Here is a 19812-nt window from a genome sequence, read left to right as displayed (position 1 = left end):
CCATTTTAACAGTTTGTTATTAAACTATTGGTATTTGATTTAGTCTATAGTACAGATTAACCAAATAGCCACTCTTGAAAAAGTTACTGTACATTTCGTTTTTATTGATTTCTTCAACTTTATTTGCCCAAAAATTTTCTTTGGATGGCATTGTTAAAGACCAAGATTCCACGTCTTTGGAAGGTGCTACAGTTTACCTCCAAAGTATTTCAGATAGTGTGCCGATGTCTTACGGCATCACCAATAAAAAGGGTGAGTTTTCACTTCAAGTCAATGCAGAGGAGGATAAAAAAGCCATTTTCAACATTGCTTATTTAGGCTATAAGCCTTATACAAAAGAGATTGATGTGCCCAATGGCGACCAATTAAATTTGGGTGTGATTACTTTGGAAAATCAGGTTGAGGAATTAAATGAAATTTCAGTAGTTGGTAAAGCACCTCCGGTGGTCATTAAAAAGGATACGATAGAATATAATGCCGATAGTTTTAAAACCATGCCCAATGATATGGTTGAAGATTTACTAAGAAAATTGCCTGGCGTTGAAATAGACATGGATGGCGGCATAACGTACAATGGTATTGAGGTTGAAGCAATAAACGTTGACGGTATGGAGTTTTTTGGAGACAGAAGAGGCGATGTGGCACTAAAGAACATTCCGAGTAATGCCGTTAGCAAAGTTCAAGTAACAGATTATAAAACCGACACCCAAAAGTTTACTGGTGAAGAATCAGATTCTGGCACCAAGGAAATCAACTTAAAAATTAAGAAGGGTAAAAATAGGGCTTATTTTGGTGATGTTAATGTGGGTTACGGTACCGATGAAAAATATCAGGCCAACGCCAATTTATTTCAGCTCATTGAGGGCAAACAGTTAGGCGTTATTATGGGAACAAACAACATCAATATGACCCGCGGTTTTAATTCGTTGCCCGATGCAACTTCCAGTACGGGCTATATTGAATCTGATTTTATAGGTGCCAATTTTGCCAAAGGAAAATGGAATGAAACCCGTATAAATGCTGATTACCGTTACAGTGCTCAAAATACGGATAGGGCACAGAAAAGCTATTCAGAAAACTTTTTACCCGATTTCAACTATATCACCAATTCCAATAGTAGCAGCTACAACGACTCCGATAGCCATAATGCAGGCTCAGAGCTGAGGTTTCTCATTAAACCAAAAAATGAAGCCTCTAGAAAACAAGTTCGGGTATCCAATAATACCAGATTTAATGCGTCCAATAATGATGCATTTTCTACTACCGATAGGATTTCAGAATATGAAAACGGTGATTTGGTAAGCAAGTATTTTTCAACTAATAGTTCTTCAAGCTCCAATTATTCCATTAATAACGATTTTAATGTGGCTTCGCGGTTAGGTGGACGACGCGATTTTTTGGTCATAGGATTTAATACCAATTTTGATAAGCAAGATAGTGAGGGCTCTAACTATTCCAGAAATGAATTGGAAAGCAGTGCCGAAGACATCATTCAAGATCAGGTTTCAACCACCAATAATTCGGGCTCACGAATTGGTTTTTATGGTCGATGGAGCAAAGAAATATTGCCGGATTTTAGAATAATTCCTGGCTATAATGCCACGGTGAATACGCAAGTTGATGAAAAAAGTATTTACGATTTCAATGAAGACACCCAGGAATATGATAGCTTTAATGACCAAATAAGTATTGATAGCCGATACGTTTCTACTACAGTAAGTCCGTCTCTGAGATTGCGCTACGACCATAATGATTTTCGTTTTGAAATTGGTGCCACTCATACCAATACATTCAGAAAATATACCGATAACATTATTGAAGCCCGAAATTTTAAAAACGATTTTCAATATTTAACCTACAATGGTAGAATCCGCTATCGCGACGAAAAAGGCTATAAAAATATTTCTTTGGACTACAGACAAAATGTTGATTTGCCCAACGTCAACCAATTGCAGCCTATCGCCAATGTTAGCAATATTACCAATATAGTTACAGGAAATCCAGACTTAAAACCTGGTGTGAGCCATAATATTGATTTTGGTTACCAAAATAATCTGGCCGCTAACAAAATAAGTTTAAGTGCTGGCGCAGAAGCTACTTTTGTCAACGACAAAATCATCAATTCCACCATTACAGACACCGATTTAATCCGCTATACTACTTTTGAGAATATTAATGGTGATTATACTTTTTCGGGTAATGCAGGGATTTCAAAATCGTTTTTAAACAAGAAAACCAATTACAACATTAGCTTAAGGATGAATGGTGATTATAGAAATATCAGATCTATTCAAAATGCCATAAAGTTTACGGCAAAAACCAATACACTAAGGCCTTCATTGTCGTTTAGCTATTCATATGACAAAAAAATAGAGATTAGTTCATCGTACAGTTACGGTTTAACAAATACCACGTATAATACAGATGCCTTTAATGATAACGACTTTTTTGTTCAAAATTTAAGACTTGAATCCTCGGTATTTTTCCTAAAGGATGCCTTTTTCACCAATAAATTATCCTATCGCTATAACAGTAGGGTGGGCGACGATTTTGATGGAGCCGCCATATTTTGGAACGCTGGTTTGGGCATGACCATGTTTGAAAAGAAAGCAACGCTAACTTTGGTGGGGTATGATATTCTTGGCAAAAACAATGGCTTTAATCGTTCGGTAACCGAAACTTCCATTCGTGATGTGGAAAACATGATTTTAGAGCAATATTTTATGGTCACTTTTGTATACAAATTTGGCAAATTTGCAGGCCAAAATATGATGGATGGGCGCAGGGACTTTAGAGGAGGAGGCCGTGGAGGTTTCCGTGGCAGACCTCGTTAGATGAAGATGAAAAATTAGCCATTAAATTGATATAATATTGTATATTTGCACGCAATTATAATCGTAATTGCATCATGACTGCACATCAAAACAAAATTGTCGGCGAAGGTTTAACTTATGACGACGTTCTTTTAGTTCCAGCATTTTCTGAAGTTCTCCCGCGCGAAGTCAATATCCAATCCAAATTAACGCGAAATATTACCATTAATGTACCGATTATTTCAGCAGCTATGGATACGGTTACCGAAAGTAGAATGGCCATTGCGATGGCGCAAGAAGGTGGTATTGGGGTGTTGCACAAAAACATGACCATTGAACAGCAGGCACTAAAGGTAAGACGTGTAAAACGTGCTGAAAGTGGTATGATCATCGACCCAGTTACTTTGCCGATGAAGGCAACCGTTCGTGATGCGAAAGCGTCTATGGCAGAACACAGTATTGGGGGAATTCCTATTGTGGATAACAACGGAACATTAAAAGGTATTGTTACCAACCGCGATTTACGTTTTGAGCACGATAACAAAAAACCAATTGTTGAGGTGATGACAGGTGAAAACCTGGTTACGGCACCTATAGGAACCTCGTTACGTGATGCCGAAATCATCCTACAAGAAAATAAAATTGAAAAGTTATTGATTGTTGATGAAGATTATAAATTATCAGGATTAATTACGTTTAGAGATATTACCAAGGTTACCCAAAAACCAAATGCCAATAAAGATAAATACGGACGTTTACGTGTTGCGGCTGCGTTGGGCGTAACTGCCGATGCCGTTGTGCGTGCTGAAGCATTGGTAAATGCAGGTGTTGATGCCGTGGTTATTGATACCGCACATGGGCATACCAAAGGTGTGGTAAGCGTTTTAAAAGAAGTAAAAGCCAAATTCCCGGAGTTGGATGTTATTGTTGGTAATATTGCTACTGGGGCAGCCGCCAAATATTTGGTTGAAGCTGGTGCCGATGCCGTAAAAGTAGGTATAGGTCCAGGTTCTATTTGTACTACGCGTGTGGTTGCGGGTGTAGGTTTTCCTCAGTTTTCCGCGGTATTGGAAGTTTCAGCAGCCATAAAAGGTTCGGGTGTTCCGGTAATTGCCGATGGCGGTATCCGTTATACGGGTGATATCCCTAAAGCTATTGCTGCTGGTGCCGATACGGTTATGTTAGGCTCATTATTGGCAGGAACCAAAGAATCTCCAGGGGAAACCATTATTTACGAAGGCAGAAAATTCAAATCTTATCGCGGTATGGGCTCTGTTGAGGCCATGAAAGAAGGCAGTAAAGACCGCTATTTCCAAGATGTGGAAGACGATATTAAAAAACTGGTGCCTGAAGGTATTGTGGGTCGCGTGCCTTATAAAGGTGAACTATACGAAAGCATACACCAATTTATTGGCGGTTTACGTGCCGGTATGGGCTATTGTGGCGCCAAAGACATTGAAACCTTAAAGGAAACTGGGCAATTTGTGAAAATTACGGCTAGCGGTATTAACGAAAGCCACCCACACGATGTTGCCATTACCAACGAGTCCCCTAATTATTCGAGGTAGTTTTTTAAAATTTATTAAGTAGAGTTAATTGTTCCTTTTTAACTTCTTAAGTTTTTTTACGGCATCCCAAACTTGGTTTTTTCCAAACTCAGCTTTGTTGATGACATAGTTGCCTTCTTTATCTACTATAACTGAGCTAAAACATGGGTAGTGTAAATTGAAGAATGTGCTTTCAAAAAAATGTGCAGGATCGATTTTCCAGCTGGTCTTGCTATTCGTGTAATCTCTTAAATTATTATCCTGAGTTTTTGCTAACCATTGGATTTCGTAAGTCCCAATTTTATTCAATTCCAGTTCAAAATCATCTTGGAAAATATTCCAAGTAGATTTCCTTCCGATTTTATTACAACGGTCAACCCCTGGATAAAAAATATATATCCAAAATTCTTTTTGCTCGGACGGTTTTGTCATTGACTTTAATGTGTCAAAAGTTTGTTTGTCTAATTTTCCCAGTTCTGAGCGATTGACAATTCTATATTCCGAAATCGTATCAGTAATGTGATAACCATAAACTGTTTTTTTTGTAACTCGGTTTTCGTTGAATTTTTCTGAAGTTATTTCTTTACCATTTAAATCGAAATATTTTGTAATTGATTGTGCAGTTAGTTTTGAACAAATCAATAATATAAGAATGGTGTATTTCATGTTAATTTATGCAGTTTTAATATCGAAGAAATGTTCAATAGAGATAAACGAATTTAGCTGAAAATTTTTACAAAGTCAAGTTTTTTCTTTCAAAGAAAAAATGAGGGTGTTTAAATGATTTTAATATTCCGTCATTACAAATCACGCTTTTTGGCGTGGTGAAGTAATCTGTTAAATAGGAGTTTAAATTTAAAAGATTGCTTCCTCGCTCTGCTCCTCGCAATGACGTTATTTTTTAGACACCCTCATTTTAAATATAACTTTACAACTTATAATTTACCCCAAACATAAAGTTTCTACCCATATTAAAAATGCCGTCGGGCTTTAATCGAGATAGGTGGTTTATATAGGTTTTATCGGTTAAATTGTTTCCTGAAATGGCAACAGAAAGTTCTTTGTTAAACAATGTAAAGCTACCGCCTAATCCAGCGCTTAACAAATTATAGCCATCTGTGGCCGTTTCAAATGTGCTTACCTTGGTTTGTTTAAAAGTACTACGCAATTTTACAAAGGCATAACCTTTTTTAACCCATGGTTTTTCAAATTCCATGCGTACCACATTGCTTAAACTATTGGCAGGGATTAAAGGCAAATAGGTATCGTTTTGTTGCATTCCGGTAACGGTTTCAAAACTGCTTTCAAAATGCAACCAATCCAACGGGTGTGGGTGCAAATGGAAACCAATTTCACCCCCATACAGATGGGCATCGTCCTGTACATATAAAAATACGGGGTCTTCGTTTACAAAATCACCGTTTGGCGACAGAAAAATGTAGTTGTTTATGGTATTGTAAAAGCCGTTGGCAAACAATTCGATATGCTCGTTTTTGAGTTCTAAAGCCACATCGGTTTGAAAGTTTTGTTCGCTTTTAAGCTCAGCATTACCAATTTCGTAACGGTTGGTACCTTCGTGCGTTCCATCGGAAGTGAGTTCCGATAGATTGGGTGCCCGAAAGCCCGTTGCCAGATTGATTCTTAAGGTCAGGTTTTTTGCCATATCTGTTTTTACACCAAAAGCGCCGTTAAAACTGTTGAAGTTTCTCTCCATACCATGTAAAACCAAAATCGCTCGATTATCAAAACGTGCGCCCAATTGTACATCAACCTTTTCAAAATGGATGTGCGAGGTTGCCAATAGACCAATGTCGTTTGTGGTGGCATCAGGAATCAATTGCTCCTCGCCGTAATTGCCATTTACTTGGTGCATGCCCTGAACGCCTACAATGGTTTCAAATTTTCCCAATTCGGTTAAGTGGTATTTTACGTCGTAATTGGCGGTTTTTAATTTCATGTGAAGGGCAGCTTCCAAAGGTTCGTCTTCGTGTTCTTCCTCTTCGTGCTCTTCGTCATGATGTTCAATCAGGCCGTCCTCTTCATGATGGTGTTCCTCAAATTCCTTTCTGTCGTTGTAAATGTAACCCAGATTGATATCCAACTTGGACTTGTTTAAAAACCAAGTGGATTTTGAACTGAACACGTGGTTGGTAATATCCTGAAAGGGCAGAAGGGGTGTTTTGCTCAACGATTGTTCACCTATTTCTTCTGGAATGCCCAATTTTGAGTGGTTGAGGTTGTAACGGAATTCTGTTTTAAAACTATTGTTTTGATAGCCTATTCCGGCTTTAAAATCTTCTTCCTTAAAGCGCGTGTTGGTCACCCTGTAAGGTTTTGTATTGTAGTCGGCGTGTTCGGTAATACTTCCACGGAACAGGAATTTAAAATTGTCTTCAGAAGCTTTGTACCCTGCGTTAGAACTAAAACCATGGGTATTGCTAAAATAGTTGCCACTAATATCGCCTGACGAAGTATTATTTTGTGCAAATCGCTCAGGATTTAAATAAAGTACTCCACCAAGAGCGTCGCTACCGTAAAGCAAAGAGGCGGGACCTTTTATGACTTCAACACTCTCAACACCAGCGGAATTTAAGCCTAATCCATGTTCGTCACCAAATTGTTGGTTTTCTAGGCGAACGCCCTGTGTATAAACTAAAACACGGTTAGAACTGAGTCCACGAATAACAGGTTTGCCAATGCCCAAACCCGTGGAAACACTTTCCACCCCTGCAATATTGGTAATACCGTCCGAAAGGGTAACAGCTCCGTTGGCCTTTAAATCGTCAACCGATTTTTGCTCTACTTTCATCACATTCTCGCTCTGTAATTTGTGGAATGGTGTTGAAATGATAATGCTTTCCATTTCAATGGCCGACGGTTCTAAGGCAATGGACATTTGTTGGGTTGTTGGTACCGTAATTTTAAAGGATTTGGTTTCATAGCCCATAATAGAAACCACAATGTTATGGTTCCCTGGGGCAATGTTTTCAATATAAAATGCTCCTTTGGCATTTGTAACCGTTCCTTTTTCAAGGTCGGAAATATAAATGTTGGCGAACTCCAATGGTTCATTTGTTTCGGCATCCGTCACGATGCCCTGAATACTATTTTGACTGTATAGATTCGCGATTACCAATAACAGCAATGCGCTTAAAAATGATTTCATTTAAAAATGTATTTAATTTAATAATATGTGAAGCTGATATAGCTTGATTGCTTATTAAATTAAAACGGGAGGCCCCCGAAGCGAAAAGTGTAAACGTTGGTATTTACTTAAAAACTGATAAAATGATACCTGTTTTTCTGAGGTTTCGGTGGGTGAAAACAGTTGAAAATGTAAATCTGAAAACGTAAAGTAATTATAGATTTGGAACTTTTGAAAATCACAATCTAAATCCACTTTATGTAGATGGGTGGTACTATCGCCATTACAAACTTCATGATTATGATGCTGAAAAATGTGCACCATTTTTATTGAGGCCGGCAATAATAAAGCTGCCACTAAAAGCAGTGTAAAAACTCTAAAAACGATATGTTTTTTTAGGTCGTTCAACTAATCTACAAAACGTTTAAAACCAATTCTGCGGAGCATCTTTTTTTCAAAATTCCAAAAGAACTTATATTGACCAAATAGCCACCCAAAAAACACGAGCATAAACTGGTAAACAATAAAAAGAAGTATGATTCTAATCGTCCAATAGCCAAATGTGCCAAAACTTTCAGTATCAATATGCAGAAAGCTTAAAATGGGTTTTCCGATGTAAGATGCTGTAGAGCCTGTAATGGCAAAGACAATGAATATAAGTGCCACTTGCCAATTACTTTCAATGCCCCAACGCGTTTTTAATTTTTCCAAAATTTGCAATTTGATGCAAAAATAATGAAAACGGATTTAAATTCTAGGCATCCAAGGCCCCAATCTCTGATTGTAGGTCATTTGAAAATAGATAAAGTAATTGTACAACAAATAATTAACTTCATAGCCATAGTCAATATTCTGTTGGTAGTTAATTTGCATTTCATATAGCTGAGGGTTGTATTGTTGCGGTTGGAGCACTCGTTGGTTCCATTCCAAAACATATTGAAAGTTTCTGTTCTCTAGGTATTGTTGTGAATAAAACCCACGGGGTCTGGCTCTGCTGGCTACCCAAAAATTGAAGCCTGGTTCAATAATTATGATTTCATATTCCAGTTCTTCATTGGCAATTTTAACAGTGTCATTTTCCTTTACATTTTCCAACCGTTCATCTTTTTTTGAAGCGGTTTGTTTTGTTGTATTACAATTAAATAGGAAAGCTGAAATTAATAGAATGTAGATGAGTTTTTTCATGGCTTGAATGTTTTAGAATATACCTTCAAAAGTAGTACCCAGAGAAGCCTTTTAAAAGCTACAATGAGTTAAATGGGGTTTCCGTCGAGGGAAACAATTGGCTTATCATTAAAGTTACAAAAATCATTTCTGTATAAACTTTTATTCAAGATTGTTTTAATAAAAAAAGCGCCGAAAAACTAATATTCGACGCTTGTTTGGATATGATAAAGAAGTACTTATCTTTTTCCGAAAAGGCCACCCAATAAACCTCCAAGGCCACCTTTCTTTTTATTGCCCCCTAAAACCATTCCGGCAACATCGTCAATAACGCTTCCGTCTCCATCAGCGTCCAAAATAGATTCCAAGAAGCTTTGCTCTTGTTTTGGCGAGTTTCCTTGTATTAAACCTCCCAATAAGCTTTCAATACCGCTTTGGCTGTTCACGTTGTTTTGTCTGGTCTGTTTTCCTAAAACACCCATTAAAATTGGCGCAGCCACCTTTAATATTTGTGCTACGGAACCAGCGTCCATGCCCGCTTTGGCGCCTAGTGCTTGCTCAACACGAGGTTGCTTGTTGCCTAATACATGCCCAAGAATTTTACTACCATCATCAAGAACATTGGAATCTACACCTCCACTGAATAGGCCACTGAGGTTGTCTAAAATACTTCCGTCATGTTTGTTGCTTAAAGCACTCATTAAGCCTTCAGCACCTTGAGGTGTTGCTGCATTTCGTCTCATAGCTTGCATTAAAACAGGCAAAGCCATAGTCAATACATCTTGCGTTTTGTTTTGCGGTTGATTGGTTTGACTTGAAACACCATTGATAAGGGTTTTACCCAAGTCGCTGTTTAATAAATCTAGAATTCCGGACATGATAATTTATTTTGTTTTAAAAAGATTAGAAAAAATTCGGACAAACAATGTACAAAAAAAAGTCCCAACTTATGAAGTTAGGACTCAATTTTAACCTTATGGTCACATTTTATTATTATTGGGCCATTAGCGTAATAATTTGTGATGCCAATTCTGTACCAATTCTATCTTGTGCCTCGTTGGTTGCTGCTCCTGTGTGTGGCGTTAAAGACAACGCAGGATTCATCAACAATTGCATTTCTGGCTTAGGTTCGTTTTCAAAAACATCCAAGGCTGCTCTGGCAACTTTACCACTTTCAATGGCTTTTACAAGAGCTACTTCGTTTACCACACCACCACGTGCTGCGTTGGCGATGATAACACCATCTTTCATCATGTTAAATTCTGCTTCGTCAATAACATAATCCTTCTGTGCAGGAACGTGTAATGTGATAAAATCTGACTGTTTTAAAACCTCTTCCTTTGAAATGGTTTTAATGTCGAAGTTTACTTTTTGCCCATCAAAAAAGTCTAATTCCAAATTAGCTTTTTCAATAAAAGGATCAAAAGCAACCACTTTCATGCCAGCTCCCAAACCTACTTTTGCAGTAGCTTGGCCAATACGGCCAAATCCTAAAACACCCAAGGTTTTACCTTTTAGCTCAATACCTTTAGCGTACGCTTTCTTTAATTTGCCAAAGTTGGTATCACCTTCCAAAGGCATATCGCGGTTGGAGTTATGTAAAAAACGCGCCAATCCGTAAAAATGACCAAACACCAATTCTGCCACAGAGTGCGAAGATGAAGCAGGCGTGTTGATTACATGAATGCCTTTGCTTTTGGCATAATCCACATCAATATTGTCCATACCAACGCCACCACGACCAATGATCTTTAATCCAGGACAGGCATCAATTAAATCTTTTCGTACGGTTGTAGCACTACGAACCAATAAAACTTTTATGGCTTTTTCGTTGATGTAGTTACTTAATTGTTCTTGGGCCACGGTAGTAGTAATTACTTCATAGCCTCCTTTTTCCAATGCATCGATACCACTTTTTGAGATACCGTCGTTTGCTAATACTTTCATTATTTTAGTTAGTAGTTAAAAGTTAAAAGGTGATAGTTCAATGAACAAAACCATTTAACTTTAAATTAAATTTTATTATGCTTTGCTCTCCAATTCGCTCATCACTTCAACCAAAGCTTTTACGCTATCAATAGGAAGAGCGTTGTACATAGAGGCTCTGTAGCCACCCACACTTCTATGACCATTAACACCACTAATACCAGCTTCTTTCAACATGGTATCAAAAGTGTCTTTCAGGTTGTCGTTGGTTAGGTTGAACGTAGCGTTCATATCTGATCTATCTTCTTTGGCAGCAAATCCTTTAAACAATGGGTTTAAATCTATTTCAGAATACATTAAACGCGCTTTCTTTTCGTTTTCTTTTTCAATTCCTGCGATACCACCAATGCTTTTTAACCATTCCAAAGTCAACATAGAGGTATAAACCGCAAATACAGGAGGGGTGTTTAACATACTGCCATTGGCAATATGTTTTTTGTAATCCATGATAGATGGAATTTTACGGGAAACTTTTCCAAGAATATCTTCTTTAACAACCACAAGTGTTGTACCTGCCGGTCCCATATTTTTTTGTGCACCAGCATAGATTAATCCGAATTTTGAAAAATCCAACTGACGTGAAAAGATATCGCTACTCATGTCGCAAACCATTGGGATTGGCGAATCAGGAAAAGATTTCATTTGAGTACCAAAAATGGTATTGTTTGAAGTACAGTGAAAATAATCATAATCTTCAGGAATGGAGTACCCTTTCGGGATGTAGTTAAAGTTTGCCTCTTTTGATGAAGCCACTTCGTAAATATCATCCAACATTTTAGCTTCCTTTATAGCTTTTTCACTCCATGCACCAGTATTTAAGTAACCCGCTCTTTTTTCCAAAAGGTTCATGGCCACCATCAAAAACTGGGTACTTGCACCACCTTGTAAAAAAAGTGCTTTATATCCTTTGCCTTCCAAACCAAGAAGCTCTAAAACCAAAGCTCTTGCTTTCTCCATGACATCAACAAAATCCTTGCTTCTATGTGATATTTCAATTAAAGATAAACCAGAATTATTAAAGTCCATTACAGCTTGGGAAGCTTTTAATAATACCTCTTGAGGTAAAATACTAGGTCCTGCGCTAAAGTTATGTTTTTTCATTTTGTCTTATAAAAATTAGGATGCAAAGTTGCTAATTAATTAGGGATTATATGTTATAAAATCAATAATTTTTTCAAGAAATTGCTAACAAAAATTCAATGGAATCTACACTATCCGCATAATCCCAAAGTTGCGGTTTTTGTGTCTGTCCAAAGGGAATTTCATTTTCAACAAACCCTTGCGAAACAATGCATTGAATTTTGTTTTTTTCGGTTTCCAGTTTTTCTTTAAGACTAGCTGTGTCGTCATAATATTCATAGAATGCCGTAGCTATGGGCGATGCATACCTTTCGTCTTCTTTTATCATGAAAAATCCGTTCTCGAGCATGTCGAATTCGCTCATTAAATACACCGCTTTGTTGTAGTCGTAATTATTGGCATATTTTACTCGGTCAATAATGGGGTGCCAATGGTAAATGGCTTCAAAAAAAGCATCAAATTTATAGTCTTTTGGCACAAAAAGTTTTGATACATTTCTGCAACCTAAGCCATAGTATCTAAAAATATCTTCAGCAAGGTTTTTTAAATCTTCGGTCGATTCATTACCTGTTAAAACAGCAACCGAATTCCTGTTGTTTCTGATGATGGAAGGTTTACCTTTAAAATAGTATTCAAAATACCTTGCCGTATTATTGCTGCCTGTGGCAATAACTGCATCAAAATCTTCAACCTTGGCTTCTGTGAAATTTATTTTCCCTTTAAATTGAGGTTCAACATATTCCAAATACTTGGTCAAAAACGGAAGCAAATGTTTATCGCTTGACGATTGTTTTACCAAAACCTCATGGCCCGTAATCAATACCGATAAAAAATCATGAAACCCAACCAAAGGTATATTTCCCGCCATAATTATGGCCACTTTTTTAGGTGAAACATTATTAATTTGGTAGGGCTTAAGCCATTTATTTAGATTTTCGGTCGTTAGCAAATCAGCCCATCCTTTTATGGCGAAACGCATGTTTTCTGAGGTAAACCATCCATTATGTTCTTCAGCCAATTTTAGTTGATGCTTAAAACCATCAAAAAACAGGTCATTATGTGCAATATTGTCCGCCTTTAGAATAACATCATTAGAAAATTGCCTTAAAAAATCTCCTAATTTTACAAAAGCGTTAATTCTTTCAGGTAATTGCATCTTAATTTGGTTATGAAGGGTTTTGGCTTTATTTTTGCGACTGCAAAGTTAGAAAGAAAAAACGCTATGGCAATTATAATAACAGACGAATGTATAAATTGTGGTGCTTGCGAACCCGAGTGCCCAAATACAGCAATATATGAAGGTGCGGACGATTGGCGCTATAAAGATGGCACCAGTTTAGAAGGTACAGTGGTGCTAACAAACGGGAAAGAAGTTGATGCCGACGAGGCTCAAGAACCAATCAGTGATGAGCTATACTACATTGTTCCAGACAAATGTACCGAGTGTAAAGGTTTTCATGACGAACCACAATGTGCTGCAGTATGCCCGGTAGATTGTTGTGTTCCTGATGAAGACCACGAAGAAACGGAGGAAGAATTGTTGGCTAAACAACGCTTCATGCATCCAGAGGACTAGTTGGCAATCGAAAATATATTATAAAAAAATCCTGTGCTTTTTGCTCGGGATTTTTTTTGTGACTTATCCTGTTAGATAATGTAAACTTTTCTGGAAGGGTTATTAAACTTTATTAAAGTAATTTAGTCCTATTGCAAAATAAGGTAATGATGAATAAATACATGCGAATAGTACATCGCTATTTAGGGTTCTTCTTGGTAGGAATAATGACAGTTTATGCATTAAGTGGCGTTGTTTTAGTTTTTAGGGATACCGAATTTTTGAAAAGGGAAGTGAAGGTTGAAAAAACTTTAAAATCAAATATTTCTGCGCAAGAATTGGGCAAAGAACTTCGAAGAAAAAATCTAAAAATACTAAAGGCAGAAAACGATATTTTATTTTTTGAAGATGGCCAGTACAACAAATCTACTGGTGAAGCAATTTATACGAATAAAGAATTGCCTTTTGTACTCAACAAAATGACCAAACTTCATAAATCTAGTTCTAAAGAACCTCTATATTGGTTAAACGTTTTTTTCGGGTTGTCTTTATTGTTTTTTGCCATTTCATCATTTTGGATGTTTTTGCCAAAAACCAAGATTTTCAATAAGGGGTTGTATTTTACCTTTTTTGGAGTTGTTTTAACATTTGTTTTGCTTTTTCTCTAGGCTAAAAGGAAATATAATTTACGTTTGGGATTAGAAATTGAAATATAAAAGTTTCGAACCCTTTTGTATTTTTGTCAGATGCATTTAAAAAAAGCATTTATCTTAATAGATGGTGAGCAGCCAAACAAACTGCCAAATTTATCGGAATATGATTTGGTTTGTGCTACCGATGGTGCCTATAGGTTTTTGGCTGAAAATAACATTACTCCAGATTTTATTTGTGGTGACTTTGATGCTTTGGAAAAATTACCCATAAACATTGAGACAATTACTACCCCAAATCAAGATTATACTGATTTTGAAAAAGCACTCAAGATTTTAAAAGAACGAGACTTCTCTAATATTCATGTTTACGGTGCAAGTGGGAAAGAGCAGGATCATTTTTTAGGTAATTTAAGTACCGCCATAAAATGGAAACCCAAATTGAACCTCACTTTTTTTGATAATTACGGCTATTATTTTTTAGCTGATAAAACCACAAGAATTAATCACTGTAAAGGCAAAACGGTGTCGTTGGTACCATTTCCAGAAGCATTGGGGATTGTCACATCAGGATTACAATATCCACTCTATAATGAAAGCCTGACTTTTGGCGGCAGGATTGGAACTAGAAATGTGGCCATAGAAGATGAAGTTACCATTACCTTCGAATCTGGGGCTTTATTTGTTTTTGTTAATGATTAAACTGTAACTTAGCAGAACACCAAACCAATAAAAATCATCATGAATTCTATTGTTAAGTTTGCCATCATAGGAAGTGGTAATATTGCCAACACCTATCTTTCGGCAGTTAAAAATATTGCTAATGCCGAAGTTGTTGCAGTGGTTTCCGGCAAATCTGAAAAGCCACAATCGCTAAGCCATCTTCCCTTTTTTAAAAGTATTTCAGAAATAAATATTGATTTTGATGCCGTTATTGTGTGCACCCCAAATGGCCTTCATCATGTTAGCGCCGTTGAAGCAGCAAAATTGGGCAAGCACGTGCTATGCGAAAAACCCATTGACATTACATTGGAAAGCATAGACCAAATGATTACGGCCTGTAAAGAGCATAAAGTTCAATTGGGCGTGGCCTACCAAAGGCGTTATAGTTCAGATAATCCCGTTGTGAAAAAGTTAATTGATGCCGATGAGTTAGGGCGTATATTTTCAGTGGATCTGTCCGTAAAAAATTATCGCGACCAAGCCTATTACGATTCTTCACCATATCGTGGAACTTATAACATTGATGGAGGCGGCCCGTTTATTCAGCAAGCCTCACATTATATCGATTTATATTATTGGTTTTTTGGAAAGCCTAAAAAAGTGGTCAGTAAATTGGGCACTTTTGCCCACGATATTGAGGTTGAAGACCACGGTGCAGCCATATTTGAACATGCTTCTGGAATAATCGGTACCATAACAGCTTCAACAGCTACAAAACCAGGCTTCCCAGCCAAAATGGAAATTTATACCAGCAAAGGTTACCTTATTTTAGAAAACGATGTGATTACCCATTGGGACATTGATGGAATTCAAAACCCTACCACACAAAAAGCAAAAGAAAACACACATACTGGTGCAGCAACCGCCGCGGTAGCCGATACCACCAACCATGAAATCATACTGAACGATTTTGTAAATGCCATTAAAACAGGTAACGATTGTCTTATTACAGGTGAGTCGGCTAGAAATGCCACCGAAATGGTTTTGGAGATTTATAAAAGCCAGTTTTAATGTTGTGTTGAATTAATTCAAGTGCTAACCAATATGCTAGCGATTACGAAATATATTACGCTTAATTTAAGGCTTACTGTTTGCGCTTTGCTGCTTTTTTCTTGCCTTTTCTCGTGCAAAACAGAAACGGTAAAATTTGATTGTAAAAATGCTGAAATAATTGAGGCACCTTCAGGCCTATCTATTGCTGAAGAAGATAAATACTATTACGAAAGTTATGGATTCGTTCCACCGCTTAATCAAAAATATAAAAATGATTTTCCTTTGGGTGTAGCCATGGCGAATCATCAAAGATTTTCTGCAGAAGGAGAACTCGTGAAATACCACTTTGATGCCATTACACCCGAAAATGAGCTAAAGCCAAATTACGTTCAGCCATTTGAAGGCGATTGGCGCTGGGATGATGCCGATAATCTTTTGGCTTTTGCCCAAATGAATGGTAAAGAATTTCACGGGCATTGCCTAGTTTGGCACTGGCAAACGAGCGAATGGATGTTTCAAAGTCCTGATAATCCCAACAATCAAGTATCAAGAGAAAAACTGATTGAAAGAATGAAAACCCATATCAGTAATGTTGTTGGTCGCTACAAAGGAAAAATAAAATATTGGGACGTTGTCAATGAAGTTATTTCAACAGACAATACAAACCCAGATAACCTTTACAGGCCATCTTATTGGTATGAAATAATTGGTCCCGAGTTCATCGAACTGGCTTTTCAGTTTACCCAAGAAGCCGACCCCGATGCGTTATTGGTGTTTAATGAATATGGACTTGCAGATTCACAGAAAAGAGCAAAAGCATTAAAAGTGATTGGTGCACTGCTTGAAAAAGGTGTAAAAATAGATGCTATTGCAGAACAGGCTCATTGGTTTTTGAATTGGCCAAGCACAGGACAAATAAGGAATATGATTAACGACTTTCATAACTTAGGGCAACAATATGGCGTGGACCTGAAGTTTTTAATAAGCGAGCTGGACATAGATGTTTACAACGGAAACACAAATGCAGCAGAAATGGCATATGTTTCAGTAGAAGAAAATCTAACCGCACGTTATGATGACATATTTAAAGTATTTAGGGAAGAAAGTGACAAAATAGATAAGCTTTCGTTCTGGCATATTTCAGATAGTTATACTTGGCTTGAATTCTATTTTGCACCTGGGCGGGCAACCTATCCCTTACTGTTTGACAAAGAGCAAAAACCAAAACAATGTTTTTGGTCGGTTGTAAATTTTGATGCTGGTTCAGGATACGAAAACTTTAGGCAAAACTGGATTGAAGAAAACCTATGTAACTGATTAGGAAAATCGTTTAATGCCTTAAATAATTTTTGTCTATAATCTGGTCTGTATTGATTTTCTGATAATAAATATATAATTTCGTTTATCAATCGATAAAAAGAATTGAAACTGCTTTTTATCTTTACTTTAGCACCAATATGACCAAAATACTGCCAAAATTCATAAAATATTTTTTAATAAGCAGCCTGATTTACTACATATTCTTGATAGTTGAAACCATTAGCTTATATTTTAAAGAATTTGGCTTTAATTTGACATACGGAATTATTTTCAGTTTTAGTCAAATCGCATCAGTTATAAATTTTGGGATTTTCATCGCTTTTATATTAGTCACAGTATATTCATTAAATGATAAAGTTTCATTATCCAAATTGGTAAAATTCGGATTACTTGTATCATTAATCTTTGGAGGACTGATTTTTTTATTATCAGATAAAGTTGTCCCTGAATTACGAATGACCTCTTATCTCGACAGATATGAAAACGCAAAAAAAGAACCTTTCAATACTCAAGAAAGAGCAGAAAAGGAAATGGAACTTAAGAAAACGAATTCGGATATGATGAGTATTCGACTAATCGTAAAGTATACTGACTCATTGAATACCGAAAGTTCATCCCAAAAGAAGATAATCTCTGACTTATTTCAAAAAATTCCTGACAGCATAATTCAAAATGATTTTTCTATTAGGGAACTTGAAGAATATAGTCTAACAAAAAACAAATTCATAACTGAATACAATCGTAGAGATTTGTTTACACTACAGACAAAAATTAGACAAAATCAAATTTTGACAAAACAAATAAAGAAATCAAATTGGAGCAAAAACGAACGATATTTAAATAGTTTTCTGACCCTTTTTTTTGTATGCTTTGGTATTGTAATTGGGATTAATTTTAAAAATCAATTAATATTCTCATTGGTCTGTATTGGAATCGCTTTTTATTCTCAAACTCTAAGTCTATTAACTTCAATAGCTGATTATTTTACGAGCGAGAGAAATTTGATTGCTCTTATTTTTAAGCTAACAATTATCCTTGTAGTATTTTTGTATTTATGTTATAGGATGCAAAAGAATAAAAATACTGGTGCTAACATCGTATAAAAACAATGCGTAGTTTATTACAAAACCAAAAGTTAGTGCGTATTTGGTCTCTCTGATTTTCCTGCGGAAAATCCTAGGACACAAAACCGCACTATTCTAATACAAACCGATAAGCGTAACACCCAAACTCATTTCCCAACACCAAAGGCCTTCATCTCCTGCAAAGGCTCTAATGTTTCATCGTCTTGCCAAAGGGTGTCCTCAAACCTATCAAGTACTTTGTATGGCGCAATGCTGTCTTGTTTTATAGAGGCAAAATCATTTAAGGTCAGCTTGCTGTTATCTGTAAAAAGGAGTTCTTTTTTGCTACGGTTATCACCTTCAATTTTAAAGCTAAAACCAATTTTATTTTTTGCCCGGCTGTTTTCAATAAACTTTAAATCGCGGTTAACATAAAAATAACTGCCCTCGGTCTCTTTCAAGTATTTTAGGTGGTAGGTGTTGTTTTTGTTCTTTTCAAATAACAAGGTGCCTTCGCTTACATTGGCTATATACTTTACGCCAAGAAGTAGTTTTAAGTTCAATTTGCCGCCATGTCGATTTTTATAAAAGTTATAATCAAGCCTTGTTACAGCATATGTGGAATCGGCAACATAAATTTTTCCGGTGTATATGGCCTTTCCTTTTCGGGGTTCAAAATTAATGACATAGGTTAGTTTGTCGTTATTAATGGTCATGTATTCAAAAGCATACTCATATAAATCGCTATCTAAAATGTTGCTTAAAAAGGAGTTATTGCAGTACTGTGTCTTTCGCAACATATTGCGGGTTTCGTTATTTAAATTTGTTATGTTGAACTCGTTTTTTTCTTCCTTTTCAAAGTCTTCATCTTTGAGTGACAGCGAATCTTCAACTTTAAAAATACCTGTTTTTACTTTGTAGGTTTTTGTGGTATCTAAATAAGTGAGCATAATTTGTGTGGCTTTGGTTTGAACATCTTCAATGGAAAAATCATTTTTATAGTCAATCAGTTTGGTGGCTTTATTGACGATGAGTTTGCTGCTATCTAAATTAAAGCTGTACAATTCGCCTTTAAAATCAGTAAAATGGGTCATATCGCTTTCGCGTATTTTTTTTGAAAGTGCCATCAAATCCGTATTGGCTTGTTCAATATTCTTTTTCTTGACGTGTGATGCTTTTTCAATTTCAAATGCCAGGCTTTTAAAATCTACGTAATCGGAATTTCTTCTAAAAACATGGTATTTGTTCAATTCGTAATCGTAGTTTTTAGAAATATTCCGTTTTACTTTAGCTATAATTGAATCGGCATTGGGTTCTTTGTTGCTCAAATAAACTTCAGCTAATTGATTAACGGCTTCCGCCAGTTCAATTACAAGTCCAGAGTTTTTTATTTCTTGAATAGAAAGCGTTTTGTTTTGATAGCCCAAACAGGAAATGGTTACCATACTCGATGCATTATCCAGATTTATCGTGAAATATCCTTCTTCATTAGAAATTACACCCGTAAATTCCCCTGTTTTGATGGTGGCGTAAGTTATGGGGTTGCCATTGTTTTTATCTATTAACTTAGCTGTTATGCTTTGCGAGAAGCAAAAACAAGTGCCAAATGCCATGGCTAAAACAAAAAGTATTTTCTTCATCAATATTGAGTAGATAGAAACCCATCTTGGGCCTTTAAAAGTTAAAACGATTAAAGCCAAATAATGTTACAAAAAATAATAATGGAAATGACTACATTTGCACTCGCAAAAACCAAAGCTTGGTTCTTGTCT

General features: G+C 36.4%; 18 protein-coding genes. 8 read left to right on the top strand and 10 right to left on the bottom strand.

Annotated elements, in window-relative coordinates; genetic code table 11:
* Window positions 1–74: 74 nt before the first annotated feature.
* Entirely contained in the window at window positions 75–2834 is a 2760-nt protein-coding gene (locus WJN01_RS12280) for an outer membrane beta-barrel protein (RefSeq protein ID WP_445197449.1), read from the top strand.
* Between the two features lie 74 nt (window positions 2835–2908).
* A complete protein-coding gene (gene guaB / locus WJN01_RS12275) occupies window positions 2909–4381 on the top strand; it encodes an IMP dehydrogenase (protein WP_445197448.1) in 1473 nt (490 codons plus the stop codon).
* Window positions 4382–4405: 24 nt separating this feature from the next.
* On the opposite strand, the gene WJN01_RS12270 is transcribed toward guaB, so the two are convergent.
* The 9 genes from WJN01_RS12270 to WJN01_RS12230 form a co-directional block, all read right to left on the bottom strand.
* Window positions 4406–5026 (bottom strand): hypothetical protein, encoded by a 621-nt coding sequence (locus WJN01_RS12270; protein WP_445197447.1) that lies wholly within the window; start codon window positions 5024–5026, stop codon window positions 4406–4408.
* A gap of 262 nt (window positions 5027–5288) precedes the next feature.
* Window positions 5289–7526: a TonB-dependent receptor gene (locus WJN01_RS12265; protein WP_445197446.1), complete on the bottom strand. Its 2238-nt coding sequence runs from the start codon at window positions 7524–7526 to the stop codon at window positions 5289–5291.
* 54 nt (window positions 7527–7580) lie between these two features.
* Window positions 7581–7913: a hypothetical protein gene (locus WJN01_RS12260; RefSeq protein WP_445197445.1), complete on the bottom strand. Its 333-nt coding sequence runs from the start codon at window positions 7911–7913 to the stop codon at window positions 7581–7583.
* Window positions 7914–8216, bottom strand: coding sequence for a DUF6787 family protein (locus tag WJN01_RS12255; RefSeq protein WP_445197444.1), 303 nt, complete (start codon window positions 8214–8216; stop codon window positions 7914–7916).
* 36 nt (window positions 8217–8252) lie between these two features.
* Complete coding sequence (locus WJN01_RS12250) at window positions 8253–8690, bottom strand: DUF6146 family protein (protein WP_445197443.1); 438 nt, start codon at window positions 8688–8690, stop codon at window positions 8253–8255.
* 218 nt (window positions 8691–8908) lie between these two features.
* Window positions 8909–9547, bottom strand: coding sequence for a DUF937 domain-containing protein (locus tag WJN01_RS12245; protein WP_445197442.1), 639 nt, complete (start codon window positions 9545–9547; stop codon window positions 8909–8911).
* 115 nt (window positions 9548–9662) lie between these two features.
* On the bottom strand, window positions 9663–10616 hold the full coding sequence (locus tag WJN01_RS12240; RefSeq protein WP_445197441.1) for a D-2-hydroxyacid dehydrogenase: 954 nt from the start codon (window positions 10614–10616) through the stop codon (window positions 9663–9665).
* A gap of 75 nt (window positions 10617–10691) precedes the next feature.
* Complete coding sequence (serC, locus tag WJN01_RS12235; RefSeq protein ID WP_445197440.1) at window positions 10692–11756, bottom strand: 3-phosphoserine/phosphohydroxythreonine transaminase; 1065 nt, start codon at window positions 11754–11756, stop codon at window positions 10692–10694.
* Between the two features lie 73 nt (window positions 11757–11829).
* Window positions 11830–12891: an acyl-CoA reductase gene (locus WJN01_RS12230; protein WP_445197439.1), complete on the bottom strand. Its 1062-nt coding sequence runs from the start codon at window positions 12889–12891 to the stop codon at window positions 11830–11832.
* A 66-nt stretch (window positions 12892–12957) separates the two neighbouring features.
* Here WJN01_RS12230 and WJN01_RS12225 point away from each other — a divergent pair, with 66 nt between their 5' ends.
* The 6 genes from WJN01_RS12225 to WJN01_RS12200 all read left to right on the top strand — a co-directional run bounded on the left by WJN01_RS12225 (window position 12958) and on the right by WJN01_RS12200 (window position 18079).
* Window positions 12958–13311: a 4Fe-4S dicluster domain-containing protein gene (locus tag WJN01_RS12225; RefSeq protein ID WP_370476864.1), complete on the top strand. Its 354-nt coding sequence runs from the start codon at window positions 12958–12960 to the stop codon at window positions 13309–13311.
* Window positions 13312–13457: 146 nt separating this feature from the next.
* Window positions 13458–13958: a PepSY-associated transmembrane domain-containing protein gene (locus WJN01_RS12220; protein ID WP_445197438.1), complete on the top strand. Its 501-nt coding sequence runs from the start codon at window positions 13458–13460 to the stop codon at window positions 13956–13958.
* Between the two features lie 78 nt (window positions 13959–14036).
* Complete coding sequence (locus tag WJN01_RS12215; RefSeq protein WP_445197437.1) at window positions 14037–14642, top strand: thiamine diphosphokinase; 606 nt, start codon at window positions 14037–14039, stop codon at window positions 14640–14642.
* A gap of 39 nt (window positions 14643–14681) precedes the next feature.
* On the top strand, window positions 14682–15674 hold the full coding sequence (locus WJN01_RS12210; RefSeq protein ID WP_445197436.1) for a Gfo/Idh/MocA family protein: 993 nt from the start codon (window positions 14682–14684) through the stop codon (window positions 15672–15674).
* 33 nt (window positions 15675–15707) lie between these two features.
* A complete protein-coding gene (locus tag WJN01_RS12205) occupies window positions 15708–16973 on the top strand; it encodes an endo-1,4-beta-xylanase (RefSeq protein ID WP_445197435.1) in 1266 nt (421 codons plus the stop codon).
* A gap of 206 nt (window positions 16974–17179) precedes the next feature.
* Complete coding sequence (locus WJN01_RS12200) at window positions 17180–18079, top strand: hypothetical protein (protein WP_445197434.1); 900 nt, start codon at window positions 17180–17182, stop codon at window positions 18077–18079.
* A gap of 128 nt (window positions 18080–18207) precedes the next feature.
* On the opposite strand, the gene WJN01_RS12195 is transcribed toward WJN01_RS12200, so the two are convergent.
* A complete protein-coding gene (locus WJN01_RS12195; protein ID WP_445197433.1) occupies window positions 18208–19680 on the bottom strand; it encodes a carboxypeptidase-like regulatory domain-containing protein in 1473 nt (490 codons plus the stop codon).
* Window positions 19681–19812: the final 132 nt, after the last annotated feature.

This window comes from Tamlana sedimenti (assembly GCF_038148895.1).
Classification (GTDB): domain Bacteria; phylum Bacteroidota; class Bacteroidia; order Flavobacteriales; family Flavobacteriaceae; genus Tamlana.
Note: the sequence above shows the minus strand (reverse complement) of the source record. Positions and strands in the feature narration are given on the sequence as shown.

Bases quoted from the DNA above. Each gene is read 5' to 3' on its own strand.
- WJN01_RS12245 (WP_445197442.1), bottom strand. From the start codon at position 9,547: ATGTCCGGAATTCTAGATTTATTAAACAGCGACTTGGGTAAAACCCTT.
- WJN01_RS12230 (WP_445197439.1), bottom strand. From the start codon at position 12,891: ATGCAATTACCTGAAAGAATTAACGCTTTTGTAAAATTAGGAGATTTT.
- WJN01_RS12210 (WP_445197436.1), top strand. From the start codon at position 14,682: ATGAATTCTATTGTTAAGTTTGCCATCATAGGAAGTGGTAATATTGCC.
- WJN01_RS12265 (WP_445197446.1), bottom strand. From the start codon at position 7,526: ATGAAATCATTTTTAAGCGCATTGCTGTTATTGGTAATCGCGAATCTA.
- guaB (WP_445197448.1), top strand. From the start codon at position 2,909: ATGACTGCACATCAAAACAAAATTGTCGGCGAAGGTTTAACTTATGAC.
- WJN01_RS12205 (WP_445197435.1), top strand. From the start codon at position 15,708: ATGCTAGCGATTACGAAATATATTACGCTTAATTTAAGGCTTACTGTT.
- WJN01_RS12225 (WP_370476864.1), top strand. From the start codon at position 12,958: ATGGCAATTATAATAACAGACGAATGTATAAATTGTGGTGCTTGCGAA.
- WJN01_RS12215 (WP_445197437.1), top strand. From the start codon at position 14,037: ATGCATTTAAAAAAAGCATTTATCTTAATAGATGGTGAGCAGCCAAAC.
- WJN01_RS12250 (WP_445197443.1), bottom strand. From the start codon at position 8,690: ATGAAAAAACTCATCTACATTCTATTAATTTCAGCTTTCCTATTTAAT.
- WJN01_RS12220 (WP_445197438.1), top strand. From the start codon at position 13,458: ATGATGAATAAATACATGCGAATAGTACATCGCTATTTAGGGTTCTTC.
- serC (WP_445197440.1), bottom strand. From the start codon at position 11,756: ATGAAAAAACATAACTTTAGCGCAGGACCTAGTATTTTACCTCAAGAG.
- WJN01_RS12240 (WP_445197441.1), bottom strand. From the start codon at position 10,616: ATGAAAGTATTAGCAAACGACGGTATCTCAAAAAGTGGTATCGATGCA.
- WJN01_RS12195 (WP_445197433.1), bottom strand. From the start codon at position 19,680: ATGAAGAAAATACTTTTTGTTTTAGCCATGGCATTTGGCACTTGTTTT.
- WJN01_RS12270 (WP_445197447.1), bottom strand. From the start codon at position 5,026: ATGAAATACACCATTCTTATATTATTGATTTGTTCAAAACTAACTGCA.